Here is a 17,738-nt window from a genome sequence, read left to right as displayed (position 1 = left end):
TCAGTTCACTCCCAGGTAGGCCTGGCGCACCGTGGGATCGGCGGCGATCTCGTCCATCGGCCCGTGCGCGATCACCTGACCCTCGTGCAGGACCACGACGTCGTCGGCCAGTTCCCGGACGATCGCCATGTCGTGTTCGACGACGACCAGGGCGCACCCCGTCCGCCGTGCGACCTGCTTCAGCTCGTCCACGAGCGCGCGGGCGTCGTCGGGTCCCAGCCCGGCCGCGGGTTCGTCGAGCAGCATCAGCCGGGGCGCTCCGGCCAGCACCATGGCCAGCTCGAGGCGGCGCCGGTCGGCCAGCGGCAAGGTCCCGGCCTCACGGGTCTCGTCGCCGGCCAGGTCGTCGTATTCGGCGGGCAGTTCGACGTGGAGCGGCGCGTCCAGGCGGGCCAGCCTGATGTTGTCGGCCGGCGACAGCGCCGTCAGGACGCTGGGGATCTGGAACATCCGGCCCACGCCCAGGTGTACGCGTTCATGGACCGGCTGCGCGGTGGCGTTCGCGCCGAAGATCCGCACCTCGCCCGCGTCGGGGGCGAGTTGGCCCGCGACGACGGCGAGCAGGGTGCTCTTGCCCGCGCCGTTGGGGCCGATCAGGCAGACGCACCTGCCGTTCTCGACCGTCAGGTCCACGCCGCGCAGTACGTCCACCGGGCCGAAGGACTTGCGGATCTCCGTCAGGGCGAGCGCCGGTCCTTCACCGGCCTCGTCGGCGATCTCGTGGGCGCGGTACCGTGGCGCCGCCGCAGCCGGCGGCAGCTTCACGGCCGGACCGCGCGTCCATACCCGGGCCAGTCCCGCCAGGCCCGCCGGGGCCACCTGGACGACCAGGACGAACAGGGCGGCGAGGGCGAGCACGTACCAGCCCTGCCAGGTGCTGCCGAACGTCTGCGCGCCCGCCGTGATCAGGATGGCGCCGAGGAACGGGCCCACGGTCGACTCGCGTCCGCCCAGTGCGAGCCAGACCAGCACGCTGGTCGACATGGCGAGCCCGAAGACCTGCGGCGACACCAGTCCGGCGGCGGGTGCGTACAAGGCGCCCGCGACCGCTGACACGGCCGCGCCGACGGCGAACGCCGCGGTCCTCACCCGCAACGGGTCGATACCGGTCTGGGCGGCGCGCTCGGGGTTGCGGGAGGCGGCGATCAGACGCGCTCCGAACCGGCTGCGCACCACGGTGACGCTGGTGACGGCCACCACGACGGCCACCACCAGGAGAGTCAGGTAGTAGGCGGAGATCACGCCCTGGCTGCTCACCGACAGCCCGTTGGTGCCGCCGGTCAGATCCGTGAGGCTGGTCGCCGCGTGCTGGAGCAGCAGGCCCACCCCGATCGTCAGCAGGATGAGCGGCGCGTCCGGCACCCGGGAGGCCAGTCCGATCCGGACCACCAGTACCGCGATGCCCACGGCCGCCGCCAGGGCCGCCGCCAGCACGGCGGCGAGCGACCAGTCGTGCCCCTGGCTGAGCGCGACGGCGTAGGCGCCGAGCCCGAAGAAGGACGCGTGCCCCACGCTGAGCAGCCCCGCCCGTCCCCAGGAGATGTCCAGGCCGTAGGCGAACAGCCCGTTGCACAGGCCCAGCGTCAGGGTGGCCACCGCGAAGGCGCTCAGCCCGAAAGGAGCCGCCGCCAGCAGCGCCAGCGGCAACGCGAAACGCACCACCACCCCTACTCGGGTGCTACGCCTCCCAGCCCTGGGTGCGGCCGGTGGCCGACGGCGTACGCCGCGCGCGGACGGCGTCGGCAGCACTTGGAGCGGCTTGTCGGCGCCCATTCCCGGGGTGATCACGCGCACCCCGGCGTGGGCGTGGTATCGGCGACGCGGCCGAGCTCGTGGCTGACCTGGTACGCCCCACCCGGCTTGATCGTGACCTGGAGCATGTCGGCCTGAAGGATGTGGTTGGCCGCCGAGAAGCGGGTCTTCTCGCCGAGCGGCGAGTCGAAGGCCAGCTGTCCGATCTCGGTGTTGATCGTTTCGCCGTCGGCTTCGCCCGCCTTTTCGGCGGCGGCCAGGAAGAACTGGATGCCGAAGTAGGCGTTGCCCGCCACCTCGGGCATCGGGCCGTCGAACTTGTACGCCTTGCGATAGTCGGCCACGAAGGCGCGGCTGGCGGGGTCGTCCAGCCGGTCGGTCCAACGCACGGTGTGCGTGCGGCCGTTCACCAGGGCACTGAGCGCGGGGTAGTAGTCGCTGTCCAGGGGCGCGCCGTCGTAGCCGAGCTTGGGGGAGAGCAGGCCGAACTGCTTGGCCTGCTGGCTGAACGACACCGCGTCGGAGCCGACGACCATGGTCAGCAGCACGTCCGCCCGGGCGGCCTTGAGCCGCTTGATCACCGGCTGCCAGTCGGTCTGCCCGATCGGGCTGAACTCCTCGGCGACGATCGAGCCCCCGGCGCGTTTCACCTGCTGCTTGGCGACTTCCAGGTAGTGATGCGGGAAGTTGTAGTCCGAGCCGACGACCGCGACCTTCTTCCCGTACTTCTCGAGCAGCGTGGGGACGGTCGGCGTGAGCAACTGGCGCGTGCTCTCTCCGAACCCCCAGGCGTAGGGACGACACTGTCCGCCGTCGCCGAGGATCGCCGTACCGAACGGGACCTTCGCGTCGTCGGCGACCTTGGCCACGGCCTCGGCCGTGTCCCCGGTGATCGTGCCGAACAGCATCGACACCTCGTCCCGCTGGACGAGTCTGCGGGCCAGCTGCGTCGAGGTGGCCGGGTCGCCCCCGTCGTCGACGACGACGTACTTCACCTTCGCGCCGTTCACCCCGCCGGCGTCGTTGACCTTCTTCACGCCCAGTTCGAAGGCGTCGCGCAGGGCCTTGCCGGTCGAGGAGACGGGCCCGGTGAGTGGCACGACCAGGCCGACCTTCAAGGGCTTGTCCTTGTCGCTCCCGGTGCCCGAGATCGCCGAACCGCCGCAGCCAGTCACCGCCAGCACAGCGGCGGCGGTCAGGATGCCCGCGCCGGCACGCGTATACGGGTGAGCCATGACATGTACCTCCGAATCCAGGGACGCGAGCGCAGTGCCGCGATCGCGAGGATGATCAGGTAGAAGAAGACCTCGGCCAGTACGTCGGTCAGCCACGTGCGCAGCAGCACCGACAGTGCGGCGATGGCCAGGGCGGCCCCCGCGGCCGTGGCGAGCGCGCCGGGGCGGCTGAGCAGCAGGCCGAAGAAGACGGGGACCAGGAGGCCGAAGCCCATGGTCGGGTTGACCGCGAGCAGCGGGCTGTACAGCGCCCCGGCCAGCACGGCCAGCAGCCCGCCGAGCAGGAACGCCAGCGTGCGCAGCCGGCGCGGATCGGTGCCCAGCAGTGCCGCCATCGTCGGGTTGTCGGCCACCGCGCGCAGGGTCAGTCCCCAGTCCGTGCGGTAGGCGGCGAGCAGCACCAGCCCGATGACCGCGACCGCGATCAGACCGCAGACCAGCCGGTACGCCGGAAAGGGCGTGCCCAGGACGGTCACCGTCCCGCCGACCGGCGCCTCCACCGACCGGGAGGTCGAGGTGAACAGCAGCTCCGCCGCCTGCCGCAGAGCCATGCCGACACCCCAGGTGACGAGCATGGTCGCCAGCCCGTCCGCGAGGGGATGCCGCAGCAGCAGCCGTTCGACCAGCAGCAACAGCGGCGCACTCGCCACCAGAGCGAGCGCCACCCGCCAGGCGAACGCCGGACCCGTCAGGACCGCCGCCGTGTAGGCCCCCACCATGATGAGGTCGCCCTGCGCGAGGTTCACCACCCGGGTCGCCGCGAAGGTCACGGCCATGCCGAGGGTGGTGAGCCCGTAGAGGCCGAAGAGAGTGAGAATTGCCAGGAGTACATCCACGTGGTGATATCCCTCCACTTCCGCGGACTGCGGATGAGTGGGACTATCGGCCAATTCAGGCCATGGCGTTGGCACCAGAGCGCACGCTTCTGGTGCTGCAGTGCACAGGAGAGCCGATGCCCCTCGAAGCCCGTATGGACGGCACGCTCGTCTTCGGCTACCTGGACACCGCGTCCTCCGAGCGGGCCGGGGCGTTCGACGCCGTACTGGTCAAGACGGCGACGCCGTACGCCGCCGAAATGCGCCCGGAGCGGTTCGGCGCGATCACCACCTGCGACATCGCCGGCGAACAGAGGGCGCAGGTCGTGCCGCACGCCTCGGTCTCCACCGAGGGGGTCGACACCTTGCTGGGCGTGCTCCTGGCCGGCGAGGTGACGATCGAACAGAGCGGCCGCAAGTGCGCCCTGACCCCGGGCGACTTCGTCCTCTACGGCGGCGGGCGTCCGTTCCGCCTCGACCTCGGCAGCGACTACCGCTGGTTCCTGATGAGACTCGACCCCGGCACGAGCACGCTCCTGCAGCACACCCCCGACGCGATGGTCGCCCAGGAGCTCACCGGTTCCCCCGGCGGCCGGATCCTCTCCTCGATGCTCGTCGAACTCGCCCATCGCGGTCATCGACTGGGACCGGTGTCGAAAGGGGAGATGGGCGAGCATGTGACCGGCATCCTCCGGACTCTCGTCCGCGAGCACGCCGGCCGGCACATGCATCCTGTTCGCGCGGACCGGCTGAAGCATGTCCTGGAGCACATCGACCGGCACCTGGCCGAGGAACTCCCGCCCGCCCGGATCGCAGCCGCCCACCACATCTCGGTCCGCTCCCTGCACGCCCTGTTCCAGCAGCGGGGCGAGACACTCGGCGACCACATCCGCCGACGGCGCCTGGACCGCATCCGCCAGGACCTGGCCGACCCCGGCCTGGCCCACCTTCCGGCCTACGCCGTGGCGGCCCGCTGGGGCCTCACCGAATCGAGTTACTTCGGCAGAGTCTTCAAGGCCGCATTCGGCGTCTCCCCGCGGGAATTCCGCCGGTGGTCTCTTCCCGGCGCCGTCGGAGAATGACCCGCTTCCGCTGCCGTCAGGAGGCGATCAGGCATCGGCAGTGGGCCAGGAAGCCGTTCAGCGCCAGGTCGAACGCGGCGTCGGCACGGTCGGGGCCGACGGCGGCCAGCACCTGAGCGAGCAGCGGGGTTCCGCCGTCGGCGTCGGGTTCCCACATGGCTTCGGGCGCGGCCAGGTCGAGCGCGGAACCGAGGACGAGGTTGTCCAAGGCGGTGAGGACCGCCATGACGCGGTCCTTGGCGAAGCCCGCGTCCAGCAGCAGAGCGACCGCCCGCTCGTACTGGGCCAGCGCGTGGGGCGCGCGGACGGGCGCCGTGGCGAGCAGCGGGATGGTGCGCGGGTGGGCGGCGAAGGCGGCCCGGTAGGAGCGGGCCCAGGCGGCGAGGGCGGTGTCCCAAGGGCGCAGGTCGAGGGTGGCCGGGTCGATGGCGCCCGTTACGCGCAGCCGGATCAGTTCGACGATGCCGGCCCGGCCGTCGACGTGGTGATAGATCGAGCCGGTCTGGACGCCGAGCTTCCTGGCGATCTGCGGGACGCTGAAGTCGCCGTCGCGGTCGACGAGTTCGAGCGCGGCGGTGCCGATGCGCTCCCTGTCGATCAGGGCCTTGCTCGGCCGCCCCATGCGTCGTTCCCCTTGATCATTGCCTTTCGGGTCTTCCCATGGCTGGGGCCCAGGGCTACATTACCGAAACCGAAAGGCTTTAGGTTTAGCTCGCCGGGCGGTCTCCTGCCGCCGAACGGCGCCGTCCGAAAGGTGCCCCGCCGCCATGGCCTCGACCGCCAGACCCCAACCCCTGACCGCCGCGGAACCCGATTCCTCGCTCCGCTCCGGCACCCTCCGCGCCGGTGACATCACCTTCCTCGTCGTCTCCGCCGCCGCCCCGCTCACCGTCATGGCCGGCGTCGCCCCGTTCGCCATCCTGCTCGGCGGCATCGGAGCGCCGAGCGGATACCTCATCGCCGGCGCCGTCCTTGCCCTGTTCGCGGTGGGCTTCACCGCCATGAGCCGGTACATCGGCAACGGCGGCGCCTTCTACGCGTACGTCACCCGGGGCCTGGGCCGGCCCGCGGGGGTCGGCTCCGCCGCCCTCGCGCTGCTGTCGTACAACGCGATGCAGATCGGCCTGTACGGACTGCTGGCCACCACCGTCCGCGACGCACTGCATGCCCTGTGGGGAGTCAGCGTCCCCTGGCCGGTGGCCGCCCTCGTCGGTGTCGCGGCAGTCTGGTACGCCGGGTACCGCAGCATCGACTTCGGGGCCCGGGTACTCGGCGTGCTGCTGCTCGTCGAAGCCGGCATCCTCGTGGTCCTGGCCGGCGGGGTGCTGGCGGACGGCGGCGCGCAGGGCATCCACTTCGACTCCTTCACTCCCGACAACGCCATGACACCCGGCACCGGCGCCCTGCTCGCCTTCGCCTTCGCGGCCTTCATCGGATTCGAGTCCACCGCCATCTACCGGTCCGAGGCCCGCCGGCCGGAGCGGACGATCCCCCGCGCCACCTACGCCGCCGTCGGCTTCCTCGGCCTGTTCTACGCCTTCGTCGTGTGGATCGTCGTGCAGGCGTTCGGCGCGCAAGGTGTCATGGCGGCGGCCGCCCAGGACCCCGCCGCGCTGTTCTTCACCGCCACCACCCGGTACGTCGGCGGCTGGGCGTCGGATGTCATGCACGTTCTCATCGTCACCAGCGTCTTCGCCGCGCTGCTCGCCTTCCACAACGCCATCAACCGTTACACCCACGCCCTCGCCCACGAGGGGGTGCTGCCCGCGGCGCTCGGCCGGGTGCACCCGCGGCACCGCTCGCCGCACATCGCCGGGATCGTGCAGAGCGCGCTCGCGGCCCTGGTGGTCCTCGGCTTCGCCGCCGCCGGCGCCGACCCCTACGAGCGGCTGCTGCTGTGGGTGAACACTCCCGGTGTGGTCGGCATCGTGCTGCTTCAGGTGCTGACCGCGGTCGCCGTCCCGGTCTTCTTCCGTCGCATCAGTCACACCGAGGGCGTCTGGCGGGCCGTGGTGGCCCCGATCGCCGGGGCGGTGCTCATGGGCGCCGCGCTGTACCTGATCATCGACAAGGTCGAGTTGCTGACCGGCGCCGGGACCGGCACCAACGTGACGCTCCTCGCGCCCGTCCCGCTGGTCTTCGCCGTCGGCGTCGCCCTCGCGTACCGGCTGCGCCGCACGCGCCCCCAGGTGTACGAGGCGTTCGCCGCGGAGCCGGCCACCGGCGATTGATCCCCGGCACCCTGCTACCCCCGGCACCCTGCTACCCCCGGTACTCCGTACGAGCCGCTGCGAAAGGCGTTCCACGTGCCCTTCACCAACGCCGACACCGTGCTGGCCGGCGCCACCGTCCGCACACTGGACCCGCGGCGTCCCCTGGCGACCGCCGTCGCCGTCAGGGACGGCCGTATCGCGGCGGTCGGCGAGGAGGCCGATGTACGCCACTGGCGCGGCCCCCGCACACAGGTCGTCGACCTCGGCGGCGCCACCCTCACCCCCGGCCTCACCGACGGGCACACCCACGCCGTCAAGGGTCTCGAACTCGCCCAGGGCGTCGACCTCTCTGGCTGCAAAACCCTGGAGCAGCTGCGCGCCGCGCTGCGCGAGGCCGCCCGGCGGGCCGCCCCCGGGGCGTGGATCACCGGCTGGAACCTCGACCACAACACCTTCGAGGGTGGCCCCATCAGCCGCCACCTCATCGACGACGTAGTGGGCGACATCCCCGCCTTCCTACGGCTGTACGACGCTCACTCCGCGCTCGCCGGCTCCGCGGCCCTGCGTGCCGCCGGGGTCGACGGGCCACGCCGCTTCGACCAGGGTGCCTCCATCGTCTGCGACCCGGATGGGCGTCCCACCGGTCACCTCGTCGAGCAGGCCGCCATGGACACCGTCGCCGCCCTGATCCCGCAGCCCTCTCCCGCCGACCGCCGTAAACATCTGCTCGCGCTGCTGGCCGACATGGCCGCCACAGGCCTCACCGGTGGCCACGTCATGGACCTGGAGACGTCCGACGCGCTCGATCTGCTCGCCGCCATAGAGGACGAGGGCGTCCTGCCGCTGCGGTTGCGCATCGCGCCCTGGTGCCAGCCCGGCGCCGGCCCCGACGAACTGCACCGACTGATCGCCCTTCAGGGGCGCGCCGGACGGCACTGGCGCGTGGCGGGCGTCAAGCTGTTCCTCGACGGCACCGTGGAGGGCGGCACCGCCTGGCTGGACCACCCCGACTGCCACGGCGCCGGTACCGAGCCGTTCTGGCCCGACCCCGCCGCGTACACCCGCGCCGTGCACGCCCTCGACCGCGCGGGCGTGCCGACCGCCACTCACGCCATCGGCGACGCCGCGGTCCGCCGCGTCCTCGACACCGTCCAGGCTCTCGGCACTCCGCAGGCCCGGCACCGCGCCGAGCATCTGGAGACCGTGCCCGACGACCAGATCCCGCGCTTCGCCCGGCTCGGCGTCGCCGCCTCCATGCAGCCGGCCCACGCCACCTACGCCCGGGCGGACCACAGCGACGAGTGGTCCCGCCGACTCGGCCCCGAACGCGCCGCCCGGGCCTGGCGCTGTCGCGACCTGCGCGCCGCCGGAGCCACCCTGGTCCTCGGCTCCGACTGGCCCGTCGCTCCCTACGACCCACGCCGGGTACTCGCCGCCGCCCAACTGCGCCGCCACCCCGGCGACCCCGGCACCCCGCCCGTGCGACCCGACCAGGCGCTCACCCCGCCGGCGGCCCTGGAGGGTTACACCACCCACGCCGCGTTGGCCGCGGGCGAGGAGGACATCGCCGGACGGATCGCGCCCGGCTTCCGGGCCGACCTCACCGCCTTCACCCTCGACCCCCTCACCACCACCCCTGACGAACTCGCCGACGCCCCGATCCGGCTCACGATGACCGGGGGCCACATCACCCACCGGACACGGTGACACCGCTCTCCTCGCCCGGAGCTTCCCGATTCGCCCGTACTGGATGCCTGCTCATGATCGAGACCCGGTTGAACGCGTTGATGGTGACCGCTACCCAGATCGCGGCGGAGATCTGGTCATCGGTGAGGACGTGTCGAGCGGCGTCGTAGGCGGATTCCTGTGCGACGGCATCGGTGGGGTCGGTCGTGGCCTCGGCCAGTGCGAGGGCCGCACGCTCCGTGGGGGTGAACAACTCGGTGTCCCGCCAGGCGGCCAGCACTCCGAGCCGCCGCGCCGACTCACCCGCGCGTACGGCCGCCTTGGTGTGGGTGTCGAGGCAGACGGCGCAGCCGTTGATCTGCGACACGCGGAGGTTGACCAGCTCCACGACGGTGCGGTCGAGACCCGCCTCGGCGGCGACCGCGCGCACCCCTGCCGATGTCCGCACCAGGGCGTGGTAGGCCTTGGGGCTCTGTTTGTCGATGAAAATCCGCATGTCTCCCGCTCGTTGTCCGCTGGTTATGGCCTTTGGTTGTGGACTTAGCTCTATGATCATGGCATTGTCGTTGATGTAACAACTAGATTCCATCGGGGTGGTCTCGGTGAGCAATGTCGAAGCCGAGCCGGCAGTGATGAGATGTGGGCCGTAGGTTTGCCGCATCCGGCGATCAGAGCGCGGTGGAAGTCACGGTGGTGCACCATCCACGCCTCGTTGACTGTGGCGTCGTCCTTGTCCTTGGTCAAAGGAGTGGGCTCAAGAATGTGATGCGTGGCGAGCACCTTGGTCTCCCACCGCACGTCGCCCCGCTCGATCGACATCCGCTGGGCGATCGACTCGATCTCGACCCGGGTCTCGGTCAGGTGCGCGATGTCCTCGACCGACAGCTCACGCACCCGGAAGCCGCGCTGGGGCGTGGAGGCCACGAGCCCCTGCTCGGCCGGCCTGGTCACCGCCGCCCGCACGACTGACTGGCTCACCCCGAACCGCGCGGCGAGTTCGACCATCCGCAGCTTCCGCCCGGGGATCAGCTCACCCCGCAGTAACTCGGCGCGGAGGACATCGTGGACTGCTTCGGTTCGAGTCGACGCAGGCAATTGCTTCCTCGCTCGTGTCGGGCATGGGCTCACTGAGGCATCGACAACGATTCGAGGGAATTATGTAGAGATTTCGTTGACGCGTCGACTGACGGATGCTTTGGTGATGCACACGCAGTTCTTCGTCTGCGGCACGCCGCCCCGCGGCCCTCCCCTCCCCCCTTCTGGACGCTCCACCACTCTCCGACAAGGAAGTCGAACATGACGACGATCCCGCGCACGCCGACCGACACAGCTCGTTCCGTACTCGATGCCATCGACAACGGCGATCTCGAAGGCGTCATCGACACGGTCCTCGCCGAGGACGTGCACGTCCGTTTCGGGAACTTCGAACCCACGTCCACAAGAGCCGGTTTCCTCGCGACGGTGCAGGCCTCCGGCGCCTCCATCGCCGGGATCCGCCACGAGGTGCTCGAGGTCTGGGAGCCCGAGGACGGCGCCGTCGTGGTCACGAGCGACGTCCATTACCGGCGTGTCGACGGGCAAGAACTGACGTTGCCCGCGTGCAGTGTGTTCCGAGTGCGAGACGGCCTCGTCCACGACTATCGCGTCTACATGGACATCAACCCCGTACTCGCACCCTGAACACGGACACGAGGTGCTCCCATGACGGCACTTCCGGCCGGACGGCACTTCGTGCGCGGGGAAGACGGCTGTGAGGCAGCCCGGCGCGCGACCGTGTGGAACGGCCGTGTCCCGGACCGGTACCCCGATGTGATCGTGCAGGCTCGCGACACCGAGGACGTCATCATCGCCCTGCGCCGCGGGTGTCGGGGGGCACCGTGTCACGGTCTGCTCGGGCGGACGCAGCGGGCAGGCGAACCACCTCCGCGACGGCGGACTGCTGCTCGAGGTCAGGCGGCTCGACCACTGCACCATCGACGCAGACCGGAGACCGCGGTCGTCGGGCCCGGCAAGGAGGGCAGTGCCCTGGCCGCCGAACTCGACGCCCGAGGACTGTTCTTCCCCACCGGGCATTGCACCGGCGTGGCCCTGGGCGGATACCTGCTGCAGGGCGGCTACGGGTGGAACAGCCGCCTGCTCGGACCGGCCTGCGAAAGTGTCCTCGCCGTCGACGTCGTCACCGCCGACGGTCGGCATCTGTCCTGCGACGCCGAGCACCATCCCGACCTGTACTGCGCCGCCCGCGGCGCGGACCCGGGCTTCTGCGGTGTGGTCACCGCCTTCCACCTGGGGCTCCACCCACGCCCGGCGGTGTGCGCAGGCCGCTGAACACTTCCGGCGGGCAGATCTCGGCCGGCCGGCCCGGCCTCGCCGGTGGCGACGTGAATCCGCGCTCGTGCCGGCCCGAGTCCGCGCTCGTGCCGGCCCGACAGGCACATCAGATGGGTCTGGTGTCCGAGGTGGTCGAAGGCGACGCGCTGCCACGGGCGTTGGAACTCGCCGAGGTGGTGGCCGGCAAGGCGCCGCCGGCGGGCCGGCAGATCAAGGAGGTCGTACGGCAGGGGCTCGACGCCCCGCTGGAAGCGGGGCTGCGTCTCGAACGACACCGCTGCGGCTGATGTTCGCAACCGCCCACTTCCGCGAAGGCGGCAAGGCCTTCGTCGACAAGCGCACCACGGAGTTCACAGGGGACGACCGACAACGCCGAGGGGACGCCGTCCGGGGGAGGACGGCGTCCCCTTCGGCGTTCAGCGGGCCTTCGGCCCGACTTCCCGGCCTGTCAGAAGCTGGTGCTCGACCTGCCGGAAATCGGACGGCGAGCGCTCCGGCGAGGCGATGCTGCCGAGCCAGCCGAGGAGGAACGCGGCGGGCACCGAGACCAGGCCAGGGGTCTGGAACGGATACAGATCGATGCTCGCGTCCGGCCACAGCGCGAACTCACTGCCCGAGACGGTGGGCGAGAGGATCGTCAGGACCACGCTGAGCACCAGTCCGCCGTAGACCGACCACAGCAGGCCGGTGCGGTTGAACCTGCGCCAGAAGAAGGAGTAGATCAGTGCGGGGAAGATGCACGACGCGGCGACGCAGATCGAGAAGGTCGCGAGGAACTCGGTCGGATAGTGGTGCGTGGAGGCGGCCAGCGACAGCCCCACGGCACACAACAGGACGGCGGCCACGCGCAGTGCCCGCACTTCTCCGCTTTCGGTACGAGGCCGCTTGCCGCGCGCGAACACGTCGTGGACGAAGGAGACCGCGGCGGCGAAGGTCACGCTGGTCACCGAGGTGAGGACGGCGGCGAACACGACACAGGCCACCGCGGTGATGAGCGCGGCGCGCGCCGCACCGGCACCGAGGACGCCGGAGGCCAGCAGGATGGGGGACGACTGCCCCGTGGCGTCGAAGGTACCGATCTCGGCACCGCCCACCACGGCCGCGGCCCCGAAACCCGTCGCGATCAGGAGGAGGACGAAGACTCCGACGAGTACGGTGGCGATGCTCATGGACCGCCGCGCCGCGCGCCCCGTCCGCGAGGCACTGACACGCAGGATCAGGTGCGGCATCACGGCCGTACCGAGGATGATGACGATGTGGTTGCCGAAGGTGTTGAGCGTGCCGAGGCGCGCCGTGTACGGCCACATGCCGGGGCTCAGGTAGTCGTCCGGTGCCACGCTGTTCGCCACGGCGGCCGAGAGCAGGTCGCCGGGGTTCCACGAGAACTTCCTGAGGGCCAGCACCGTGACCACCGCGAGGGTCGCAAGGGCGAGCGGCACCTTGACGACGTGCATGAGGGTGGTGCCCTTCAGGCCCGCCACCGCGGCGAAGCACGCGACGAGGCAGCCCATCAGGATCGTGCAGATGATCTGGGCCCCATCGGTCGACATGCCGATCAGGAGGGCCGCGCTGATGCCGGCGGCACGGAGCTGGACCAGGAGGATGGGAATCGTGACGGCCAGCGTCACCAGAGCCGCGGCAATACGCGGCCCTGGCCCCGCAGCGCGCAAGGAGAAGAGGCCCCCGAGCGTGTAGCGGCCGCTGTTGCGTATCTTCTGCGCCAGGACCAGAAGGATGCCCAGCGTGATGAGTGTGTCGATGGCGAAGGTGACGCCGTCGTAGCCGAACAGGGCGACCACCCCGGAAGCCGCCAACAGGTTGACGACCGAGATCTGCTCGCCCGCCATGGCGAACCCGTTGAGGACCGGGGAGAGGGACCGGTCGGCCAGGTAGAGCCTCTCCGGGTGGTCCTCCTCCGCTGTGGCGAGGGTGAAGAGCCACAGCAGAGACATGCCGATGAAGAGCAGGAAGGAAAAGATCACGGGGCGTCTGGCATCCGAGCCGATGGGATCGAGGACGCCTGAGCTCAAGAGGTGCAGGGTCATCGCGCGAGTGACTCCTCAAGGGGATCGCCCGACCGCGTGGACTGCGTCTCGTACCACCAGGCGCTGGCGACGAACAGGCCGCACTGCAGGATGCCCCACACCAGGCCCAGGGTCAGGTGCCCGTGCACGGAGACCGCGGGGACGTCCGTGAAGCAGGAGAGCATGATGCCGGTCATGAAGGGGACGGCGTTGACGACGACGAAGGCGCGCTGGGCGCGATGCGTGGTTTCGCTCAGGGCATCGGCGAGTTGGTGTCGCAGTGCCTCACCCGAGGGGGGCGAAGCAGGGGTGAAATGAGGGTGCACGGGAACCTCCGGGCGGTGAGGGTGGATGACCGCGCCGCGGGCGATGGGGGACGGGGCGACGCGTGCATACGCGGCGTCCACCGCAGGGTGGAACGAGGCGATGCGGAGAAAAGGCCGGGCACGGACGGCCCAGCCTGTTGTGGTCACGAGGATCAAGGATGACCGATGACCTGTCAACTGTCTGTGAGGTATCTGTGACTACTCCGTGTTGGTCCGTCAACCGGCCGAGGTGTCGGGACGATTGGGTACAGACCCCCGGACCATGCAGGTCAGCCGTGCTGAGCAGATCCGGCGGTTGTCCTCGTCGATGATGACGAGGTCGTAGGCGGCGCTGCTGCGTCCGCGGTGCAGGGCGGTGGCGACGCAGGTGACGAGGCCGGAGCGGGCGGAGCGGTGGTGGGTGGCGTTGAGATCGATGCCGACGGCGAACCGGCCGGGGCCGGCGTGGAGTATGGCCCCGCAGCCGCCGAGGGACTCGGCGAGGACGGCGGAGGCGCCGCCGTGGAGGAGGCCGTAGACCTGGGTGTTGCCTTCGACGGGCATCGTGCCGACGACGCGTTCGGGGGAGGCTTCGGTGAGCTGGATGCCCATGCGGGTGCCGAGGTGGGGGGGTGGCGAAGAGGGAGGGGAGATCGACGCCCGACTCGGCCCACTCCTTGAGGATCTCGGCGGGGAAGCGGATGGCGCGGTGATCGCCCATGAGGTGCCGGGGCTCCGATCGCGTGCTGGTCAGTCGGTCGTGATGGTGAACGGGAAGGCGAAGGCCCCGAGTACCTTGGCCGCGGCCTCGACGTCCGCACCTGCGGGCAGGGTCGCGATCACGTTCTGCGGCAGGTCCGGATCCGGGTGCCTGAGTACGACGGCGTTCGCGAACCCCGCGTCGCGGAGCGCGGCGGTGAGGGCCGCCTCGGTCTCGCGGCGGCCCAGGGCGGGCTTGAACAGCTTGCCGACCGCGGTCATCGGCATCCTGTCGATGACGTGCAGGGCCTTGGGCCGGGCAGCGCGCTCCGCGATGCGCTCGTCCAGAAAGGCGAGCAGGTCCTTCTCGTCCGCGGTGGCGCCGTCCTTGAGCTGGACGTAGACCACCGGCAGTTCGCCCACCCGGGGATCCGGCCGGCCGACGGCCGCCGCGTACTGCACGTCCGGGTGGGCATACAGCGGTGTCTCGATCACCGAGGGGTCGATGTTGTGTCCGCCGCGGATGATGAGTTCCTTCTTCCGCCCCGTCAGCCAGAAGTAGCCGTCGGCGTCCTGGCGTCCGAGGTCGCCGGTGTTCAGCCACCGGTCACCGTCGCCCGTGTCGACCCACAGGTTTGCGTTCTGCGCGGCCACGCGGTATCCGGCGAACACGTTGGGCCCGCTGATCACCAGCGCCCCGGTCTCCTCGGCCGCGCAGTCGCGCACATACACACCGGCGTCGTCGAGTACGACGGCCTTCATCCTCTGGAACGGGATCCGCAGACCGATCGAGCCCGTCCGACGTTCCCCGAGCGGGGGGTTGACCGAGGACACGCAGGTCCCCTCGGTCAGTCCATAACCCTCGAGGATCTTCACGCCCGTGGAGCTCTCGAACCGGTTCATCAACTCCACGGGAAGCGGGGCCGCTCCGCAGATGCCGTACTCCAGAGAGCCGAGGTCGTACCCGTCCGTGGGGTGCTCCAAAAGGGCGGCATAGATGGTCGGGACGCCGGAGAAAAAGTGGATGCGGTGGTGCTGGACGATGTCCCAGAAGGCCGCGAAGAGCCCGTCGGCCCGGTAGCCCTGTGGCGTTCCGAGGACCACGTGCGCGCCCTGCGAGAAGGGGACGAGACCGGTCATGAGGACGGCGTTGACATGGAACATCGGCAGGCCGCAGAAGATGTTCTTGCCTTCGCCGACGAGGCCGGAGAGCAGGTATGACGTGCTGAGGGCGTCGGAGACCTCGTTGCGGTGGGTGCGCATCGCGATTTTGGGCAGGCCGGTGGTCCCGCCGGTGCCGAAGTACGACGAGAAGTCGTCCGGGGCGATGACCCGGCCGCTGACCAGGTGGTCATCCGGTTGCCCCGCCCGCAGGGCGGTGAAGGCGTGTACGGCGATACCGGACAGTACCGGCCGGGCGTCCCCAAGGGGTGCCGACGTTGGTCCGGGCACATGCACTGCCAAGTTGACCAGGACGACATGCAGCACGGAATCGACGCTCTCGACGGCCCGGGCGACCTTCTCCCAGGTGTCGGTTCCCGGGAAGGGCGCGAGCGTGACCACGATCGCGGCGCCCGCCGCTCGGAGCAGGTCGGCGATCGCCTCGGGCTCCAGGAGTGGGTTGAGGGAGAGCACGATGCCGGCCGCCTGGCCGCCCCAGATGACGAAGTGTGTCTCCGGAAGGTTGGGCAGGATGTAGGCGATGACGGTGTCCTTGTCGGCACCGAGAGAGTGGAAGGCGTTGGCGGCGCGGTTGATCTCACCGAGCAGTTGTTGATACGTCCAGGTCTTGGGCGTCCGGTGCCGGTCGGCGGTGAGGAAGAAACTGAGGGCGGGCGCCGAGGGGGTCCGGTCGGCGGTGCGCCGGATCGCCTCGTACGTGCCGGCCGGCACGTCCCGCGGCCAGCCCCGCGCCTCGATCGCCTCCACGTCGGCCAGGGTCGCCACGCCCTGCGGTCGCGCGCTCATGACCGGCCTCCGTCGATGACGCGGTTGCGCTGCACGCCGAGGTCGACACGGCCGTCCCGGCCGAGCAGATCGCCCGCGGCGAAGTCCTGCACTGGGGAGAGCTTGGTGAGCGTCTCGGCCGGCTTGAACACCACGTTGGAACGGCGGGCAGGCTGCGGAGTCGTCTGACGCACGGCGGCCCTCCTCGTCTGTGTGCTTGTCGGGGATGGCTCAGCCTTCCGGCGGAGCGGGCAGATCCATGGCGGCGAGGCGCTGCGCCTCGTCCGGTGCGATGCCGAGGGCTCGCAGGATCAACTCGGCTGCCGCACTGCCGGCTTCACGCCAGCCCTGGTGGCCGTCGAGGACCATCCACATCGCGCTGACCGTCGTACCGCTGATGAATCCGGCCACGCTCAGTGCCTTCGTCTCCGTGATGTCGTAGCGCCCCGAGGCGATGCCCTCGGCGAGGTCTCTCATGGGCGGGCCGCTCAGCAGCGTCCGCAGATGTTCGTCGGTGAGGGCGTAGCGGACCAAGAACCTGCCGATCGCCGGATCCTCGTGGGAGAGGCGGACGAACAGCCGCAGCCCTGTGGCGAGTCGGGCCGCGGGGTCGGTGTTGGCGGTGCCCGCGACGACCGCGTCGATCTTGGCGTGCAGCTCGCGGGTCATGTTCTCGACCACGGCCGTGAACAACTGCTCGATCGAGTCGACCTTCTGGTAGAGCGTGCCGCGCGCGACCTGCGCCTCGGACGCCAGCTCGCTCATAGTGAGGTCGGGCTTGTCCCGCTCGGCGAACAACCGGATGGCGGCCGCCGTGATCCTCTTCTCGGTAGCGCTCAGAGGCGTGGCCTCCCCGTGGTGGCCGTGCGTGGATCGTACGCACGCGCTCTCTATTGGTCATGAGTGCTTTGTATTTAACACCCATGACTTGGATTGAACATGACTGTTCACTCCGCGGTCAAGCGCAGAGCGGAGGGAACGACTGCGACACATGGACCCTGCACGTGCCGCTGGGCATCGACGGGAACGCGGACTCCATCGATCCCCAACGTCTGCTGTACCGGTGCCCGGGCCGTATACCTTCGACTGCGAGATCCTCGTCGCCACCGCGTGGACCCAGCGGCTGATCGTCGCCGACCGGTTCGGGCAGGGCCGGTTTCTGGCCGGCCGGCGATGCGCTGCACAGCGTGTCGCCCACCGGGATGCGGTATGAACACCGGCGTCGGTGACGCCGTCGAATGGGACCTCGTCCTCGTCCGGCCCTGACCGCGCGTCGTATGGCGGGGAAACCTGCTGCCCGAGACACCGGTGCGCATCGCTCACCGGGTACGCGGCGCCGCCACGACCACCGTCTGACTGGCGCGCGCCATCCGAACACGGACAGCCGACGGCGACCATCCGGCCGCTGCCGGGAACAGAGCGCGGTCCCCGCCGAAGGGCGGGGTCGTGGAAGGCGGGGGGCCGATCTCGGCGGGGGAGAGTTCCCTGATGTCGACGATCTCGGCGCGCCCGTCGGTGTCGATGCCGACCGCGTTCATCAGGAAACTCGGACCCGTGTTCCTGGCTGGTTGTCAGCCGATGGGGGCGTGGAGGCCGAGGTTCTCCAGCCAGTTCAGAACGGTGGTCGCTGCTTCCGCCAGCTGTTCGGG

The 17,738-nt window shown here is 70.3% G+C and carries 19 protein-coding genes and 1 pseudogene; 7 read left to right on the top strand and 13 right to left on the bottom strand.

The window, feature by feature from the left end:
• From ACFYO2_RS36590 to ACFYO2_RS36580, 3 genes are all read right to left on the bottom strand, one after another.
• Complete coding sequence (locus ACFYO2_RS36590) at positions 1 to 1,659, bottom strand: ATP-binding cassette domain-containing protein (protein WP_388358125.1); 1,659 nt, start codon at positions 1,657 to 1,659, stop codon at positions 1 to 3.
• 125 nt (positions 1,660 to 1,784) lie between these two features.
• Positions 1,785 to 2,987 (bottom strand): ABC transporter substrate-binding protein, encoded by a 1,203-nt coding sequence (locus ACFYO2_RS36585; protein WP_388358122.1) that lies wholly within the window; start codon positions 2,985 to 2,987, stop codon positions 1,785 to 1,787.
• Entirely contained in the window at positions 2,948 to 3,823 is an 876-nt protein-coding gene (locus tag ACFYO2_RS36580) for a branched-chain amino acid ABC transporter permease (RefSeq protein ID WP_388358119.1), read from the bottom strand. The genes ACFYO2_RS36585 and ACFYO2_RS36580 overlap by 40 nt, the downstream gene beginning before the upstream one ends.
• Before the next feature lie 116 nt (positions 3,824 to 3,939).
• Here ACFYO2_RS36580 and ACFYO2_RS36575 point away from each other — a divergent pair, with 116 nt between their 5' ends.
• On the top strand, positions 3,940 to 4,884 hold the full coding sequence (locus ACFYO2_RS36575) for a helix-turn-helix domain-containing protein (protein WP_388358117.1): 945 nt from the start codon (positions 3,940 to 3,942) through the stop codon (positions 4,882 to 4,884).
• A 16-nt stretch (positions 4,885 to 4,900) separates the two neighbouring features.
• On the opposite strand, the gene ACFYO2_RS36570 is transcribed toward ACFYO2_RS36575, so the two are convergent.
• Positions 4,901 to 5,506, bottom strand: a complete 606-nt coding sequence (locus ACFYO2_RS36570) for a TetR/AcrR family transcriptional regulator C-terminal domain-containing protein (protein WP_388358114.1) — start codon at positions 5,504 to 5,506, stop codon at positions 4,901 to 4,903.
• 145 nt (positions 5,507 to 5,651) lie between these two features.
• Here ACFYO2_RS36570 and ACFYO2_RS36565 point away from each other — a divergent pair, with 145 nt between their 5' ends.
• Complete coding sequence (locus ACFYO2_RS36565; RefSeq protein ID WP_388358111.1) at positions 5,652 to 7,115, top strand: APC family permease; 1,464 nt, start codon at positions 5,652 to 5,654, stop codon at positions 7,113 to 7,115.
• A gap of 75 nt (positions 7,116 to 7,190) precedes the next feature.
• On the top strand, positions 7,191 to 8,804 hold the full coding sequence (locus tag ACFYO2_RS36560; protein ID WP_388358108.1) for an amidohydrolase: 1,614 nt from the start codon (positions 7,191 to 7,193) through the stop codon (positions 8,802 to 8,804).
• Here ACFYO2_RS36560 and ACFYO2_RS36555 read toward each other — a convergent pair.
• Entirely contained in the window at positions 8,785 to 9,279 is a 495-nt protein-coding gene (locus ACFYO2_RS36555; RefSeq protein WP_388358105.1) for a carboxymuconolactone decarboxylase family protein, read from the bottom strand. The genes ACFYO2_RS36560 and ACFYO2_RS36555 overlap by 20 nt on opposite strands.
• A 56-nt stretch (positions 9,280 to 9,335) precedes the next feature.
• The gene (locus tag ACFYO2_RS36550; RefSeq protein WP_388358104.1) at positions 9,336 to 9,911 is read right to left on the bottom strand and encodes a GntR family transcriptional regulator; all 576 of its coding nucleotides are present in this window, start codon (positions 9,909 to 9,911) and stop codon (positions 9,336 to 9,338) included.
• A gap of 168 nt (positions 9,912 to 10,079) precedes the next feature.
• Here ACFYO2_RS36550 and ACFYO2_RS36545 point away from each other — a divergent pair, with 168 nt between their 5' ends.
• The 3 genes from ACFYO2_RS36545 to ACFYO2_RS36535 are packed head-to-tail and all read left to right on the top strand — an operon-like array spanning position 10,080 to position 11,401.
• Positions 10,080 to 10,463 (top strand): nuclear transport factor 2 family protein, encoded by a 384-nt coding sequence (locus tag ACFYO2_RS36545; protein ID WP_388358102.1) that lies wholly within the window; start codon positions 10,080 to 10,082, stop codon positions 10,461 to 10,463.
• Positions 10,464 to 10,484: 21 nt separating this feature from the next.
• On the top strand, positions 10,485 to 11,111 hold the full coding sequence (locus ACFYO2_RS36540; protein ID WP_388358099.1) for an FAD-binding protein: 627 nt from the start codon (positions 10,485 to 10,487) through the stop codon (positions 11,109 to 11,111).
• A complete protein-coding gene (locus tag ACFYO2_RS36535; protein WP_388358096.1) occupies positions 11,096 to 11,401 on the top strand; it encodes a hypothetical protein in 306 nt (101 codons plus the stop codon). Before ACFYO2_RS36540 ends, ACFYO2_RS36535 begins: the two co-directional genes overlap by 16 nt.
• A 129-nt stretch (positions 11,402 to 11,530) precedes the next feature.
• Here the strand turns inward: ACFYO2_RS36535 and ACFYO2_RS36530 are convergent, their stop codons facing one another.
• The 6 genes and pseudogenes from ACFYO2_RS36530 to ACFYO2_RS36505 all read right to left on the bottom strand — a co-directional run bounded on the left by ACFYO2_RS36530 (position 11,531) and on the right by ACFYO2_RS36505 (position 16,908).
• Complete coding sequence (locus ACFYO2_RS36530; RefSeq protein WP_388358093.1) at positions 11,531 to 13,159, bottom strand: transporter; 1,629 nt, start codon at positions 13,157 to 13,159, stop codon at positions 11,531 to 11,533.
• Positions 13,156 to 13,611 carry a hypothetical protein gene (locus ACFYO2_RS36525; RefSeq protein ID WP_388358092.1) on the bottom strand — a complete coding sequence of 152 codons (456 nt, stop codon included), beginning with the start codon at positions 13,609 to 13,611 and terminating at the stop codon, positions 13,156 to 13,158. Before ACFYO2_RS36525 ends, ACFYO2_RS36530 begins: the two co-directional genes overlap by 4 nt.
• Before the next feature lie 69 nt (positions 13,612 to 13,680).
• A pseudogene (locus ACFYO2_RS36520) lies at positions 13,681 to 14,164 on the bottom strand (PaaI family thioesterase).
• A gap of 29 nt (positions 14,165 to 14,193) precedes the next feature.
• Positions 14,194 to 16,110 carry an acyl-CoA synthetase gene (locus tag ACFYO2_RS36515; protein WP_388358090.1) on the bottom strand — a complete coding sequence of 639 codons (1,917 nt, stop codon included), beginning with the start codon at positions 16,108 to 16,110 and terminating at the stop codon, positions 14,194 to 14,196.
• Positions 16,107 to 16,283, bottom strand: a complete 177-nt coding sequence (locus tag ACFYO2_RS36510) for a hypothetical protein (protein ID WP_388358088.1) — start codon at positions 16,281 to 16,283, stop codon at positions 16,107 to 16,109. The genes ACFYO2_RS36515 and ACFYO2_RS36510 overlap by 4 nt, the downstream gene beginning before the upstream one ends.
• A gap of 37 nt (positions 16,284 to 16,320) precedes the next feature.
• Positions 16,321 to 16,908, bottom strand: coding sequence for a TetR family transcriptional regulator (locus ACFYO2_RS36505; RefSeq protein ID WP_388358389.1), 588 nt, complete (start codon positions 16,906 to 16,908; stop codon positions 16,321 to 16,323).
• 244 nt (positions 16,909 to 17,152) lie between these two features.
• On the opposite strand from ACFYO2_RS36505, the gene ACFYO2_RS36500 reads away from it, so the two are divergent.
• Positions 17,153 to 17,302: a hypothetical protein gene (locus ACFYO2_RS36500; protein ID WP_388358084.1), complete on the top strand. Its 150-nt coding sequence runs from the start codon at positions 17,153 to 17,155 to the stop codon at positions 17,300 to 17,302.
• A 106-nt stretch (positions 17,303 to 17,408) separates the two neighbouring features.
• Here the strand turns inward: ACFYO2_RS36500 and ACFYO2_RS36495 are convergent, their stop codons facing one another.
• A complete protein-coding gene (locus ACFYO2_RS36495) occupies positions 17,409 to 17,627 on the bottom strand; it encodes a hypothetical protein (protein ID WP_388358081.1) in 219 nt (72 codons plus the stop codon).
• Positions 17,628 to 17,738 lie beyond the last annotated feature (111 nt).

Origin of the sequence: Streptomyces sp. NPDC006602 (genome assembly GCF_042870385.1) — a bacterium.
Taxonomy (GTDB): Bacteria; Actinomycetota; Actinomycetes; order Streptomycetales; family Streptomycetaceae; genus Streptomyces.
This window is presented reverse-complemented; position numbering and strand designations above follow the sequence as displayed.

Coding starts and splice junctions, on each gene's coding strand:
- ACFYO2_RS36585 (WP_388358122.1), bottom strand. CDS start 2,987: ATGGCTCACCCGTATACGCGTGCCGGCGCGGGCATCCTGACCGCCGCC.
- ACFYO2_RS36575 (WP_388358117.1), top strand. CDS start 3,940: ATGCCCCTCGAAGCCCGTATGGACGGCACGCTCGTCTTCGGCTACCTG.
- ACFYO2_RS36570 (WP_388358114.1), bottom strand. CDS start 5,506: ATGGGGCGGCCGAGCAAGGCCCTGATCGACAGGGAGCGCATCGGCACC.
- ACFYO2_RS36565 (WP_388358111.1), top strand. CDS start 5,652: ATGGCCTCGACCGCCAGACCCCAACCCCTGACCGCCGCGGAACCCGAT.
- ACFYO2_RS36555 (WP_388358105.1), bottom strand. CDS start 9,279: ATGCGGATTTTCATCGACAAACAGAGCCCCAAGGCCTACCACGCCCTG.
- ACFYO2_RS36545 (WP_388358102.1), top strand. CDS start 10,080: ATGACGACGATCCCGCGCACGCCGACCGACACAGCTCGTTCCGTACTC.
- ACFYO2_RS36540 (WP_388358099.1), top strand. CDS start 10,485: ATGACGGCACTTCCGGCCGGACGGCACTTCGTGCGCGGGGAAGACGGC.
- ACFYO2_RS36530 (WP_388358093.1), bottom strand. CDS start 13,159: ATGACCCTGCACCTCTTGAGCTCAGGCGTCCTCGATCCCATCGGCTCG.
- ACFYO2_RS36515 (WP_388358090.1), bottom strand. CDS start 16,110: ATGAGCGCGCGACCGCAGGGCGTGGCGACCCTGGCCGACGTGGAGGCG.
- ACFYO2_RS36495 (WP_388358081.1), bottom strand. CDS start 17,627: ATGAACGCGGTCGGCATCGACACCGACGGGCGCGCCGAGATCGTCGAC.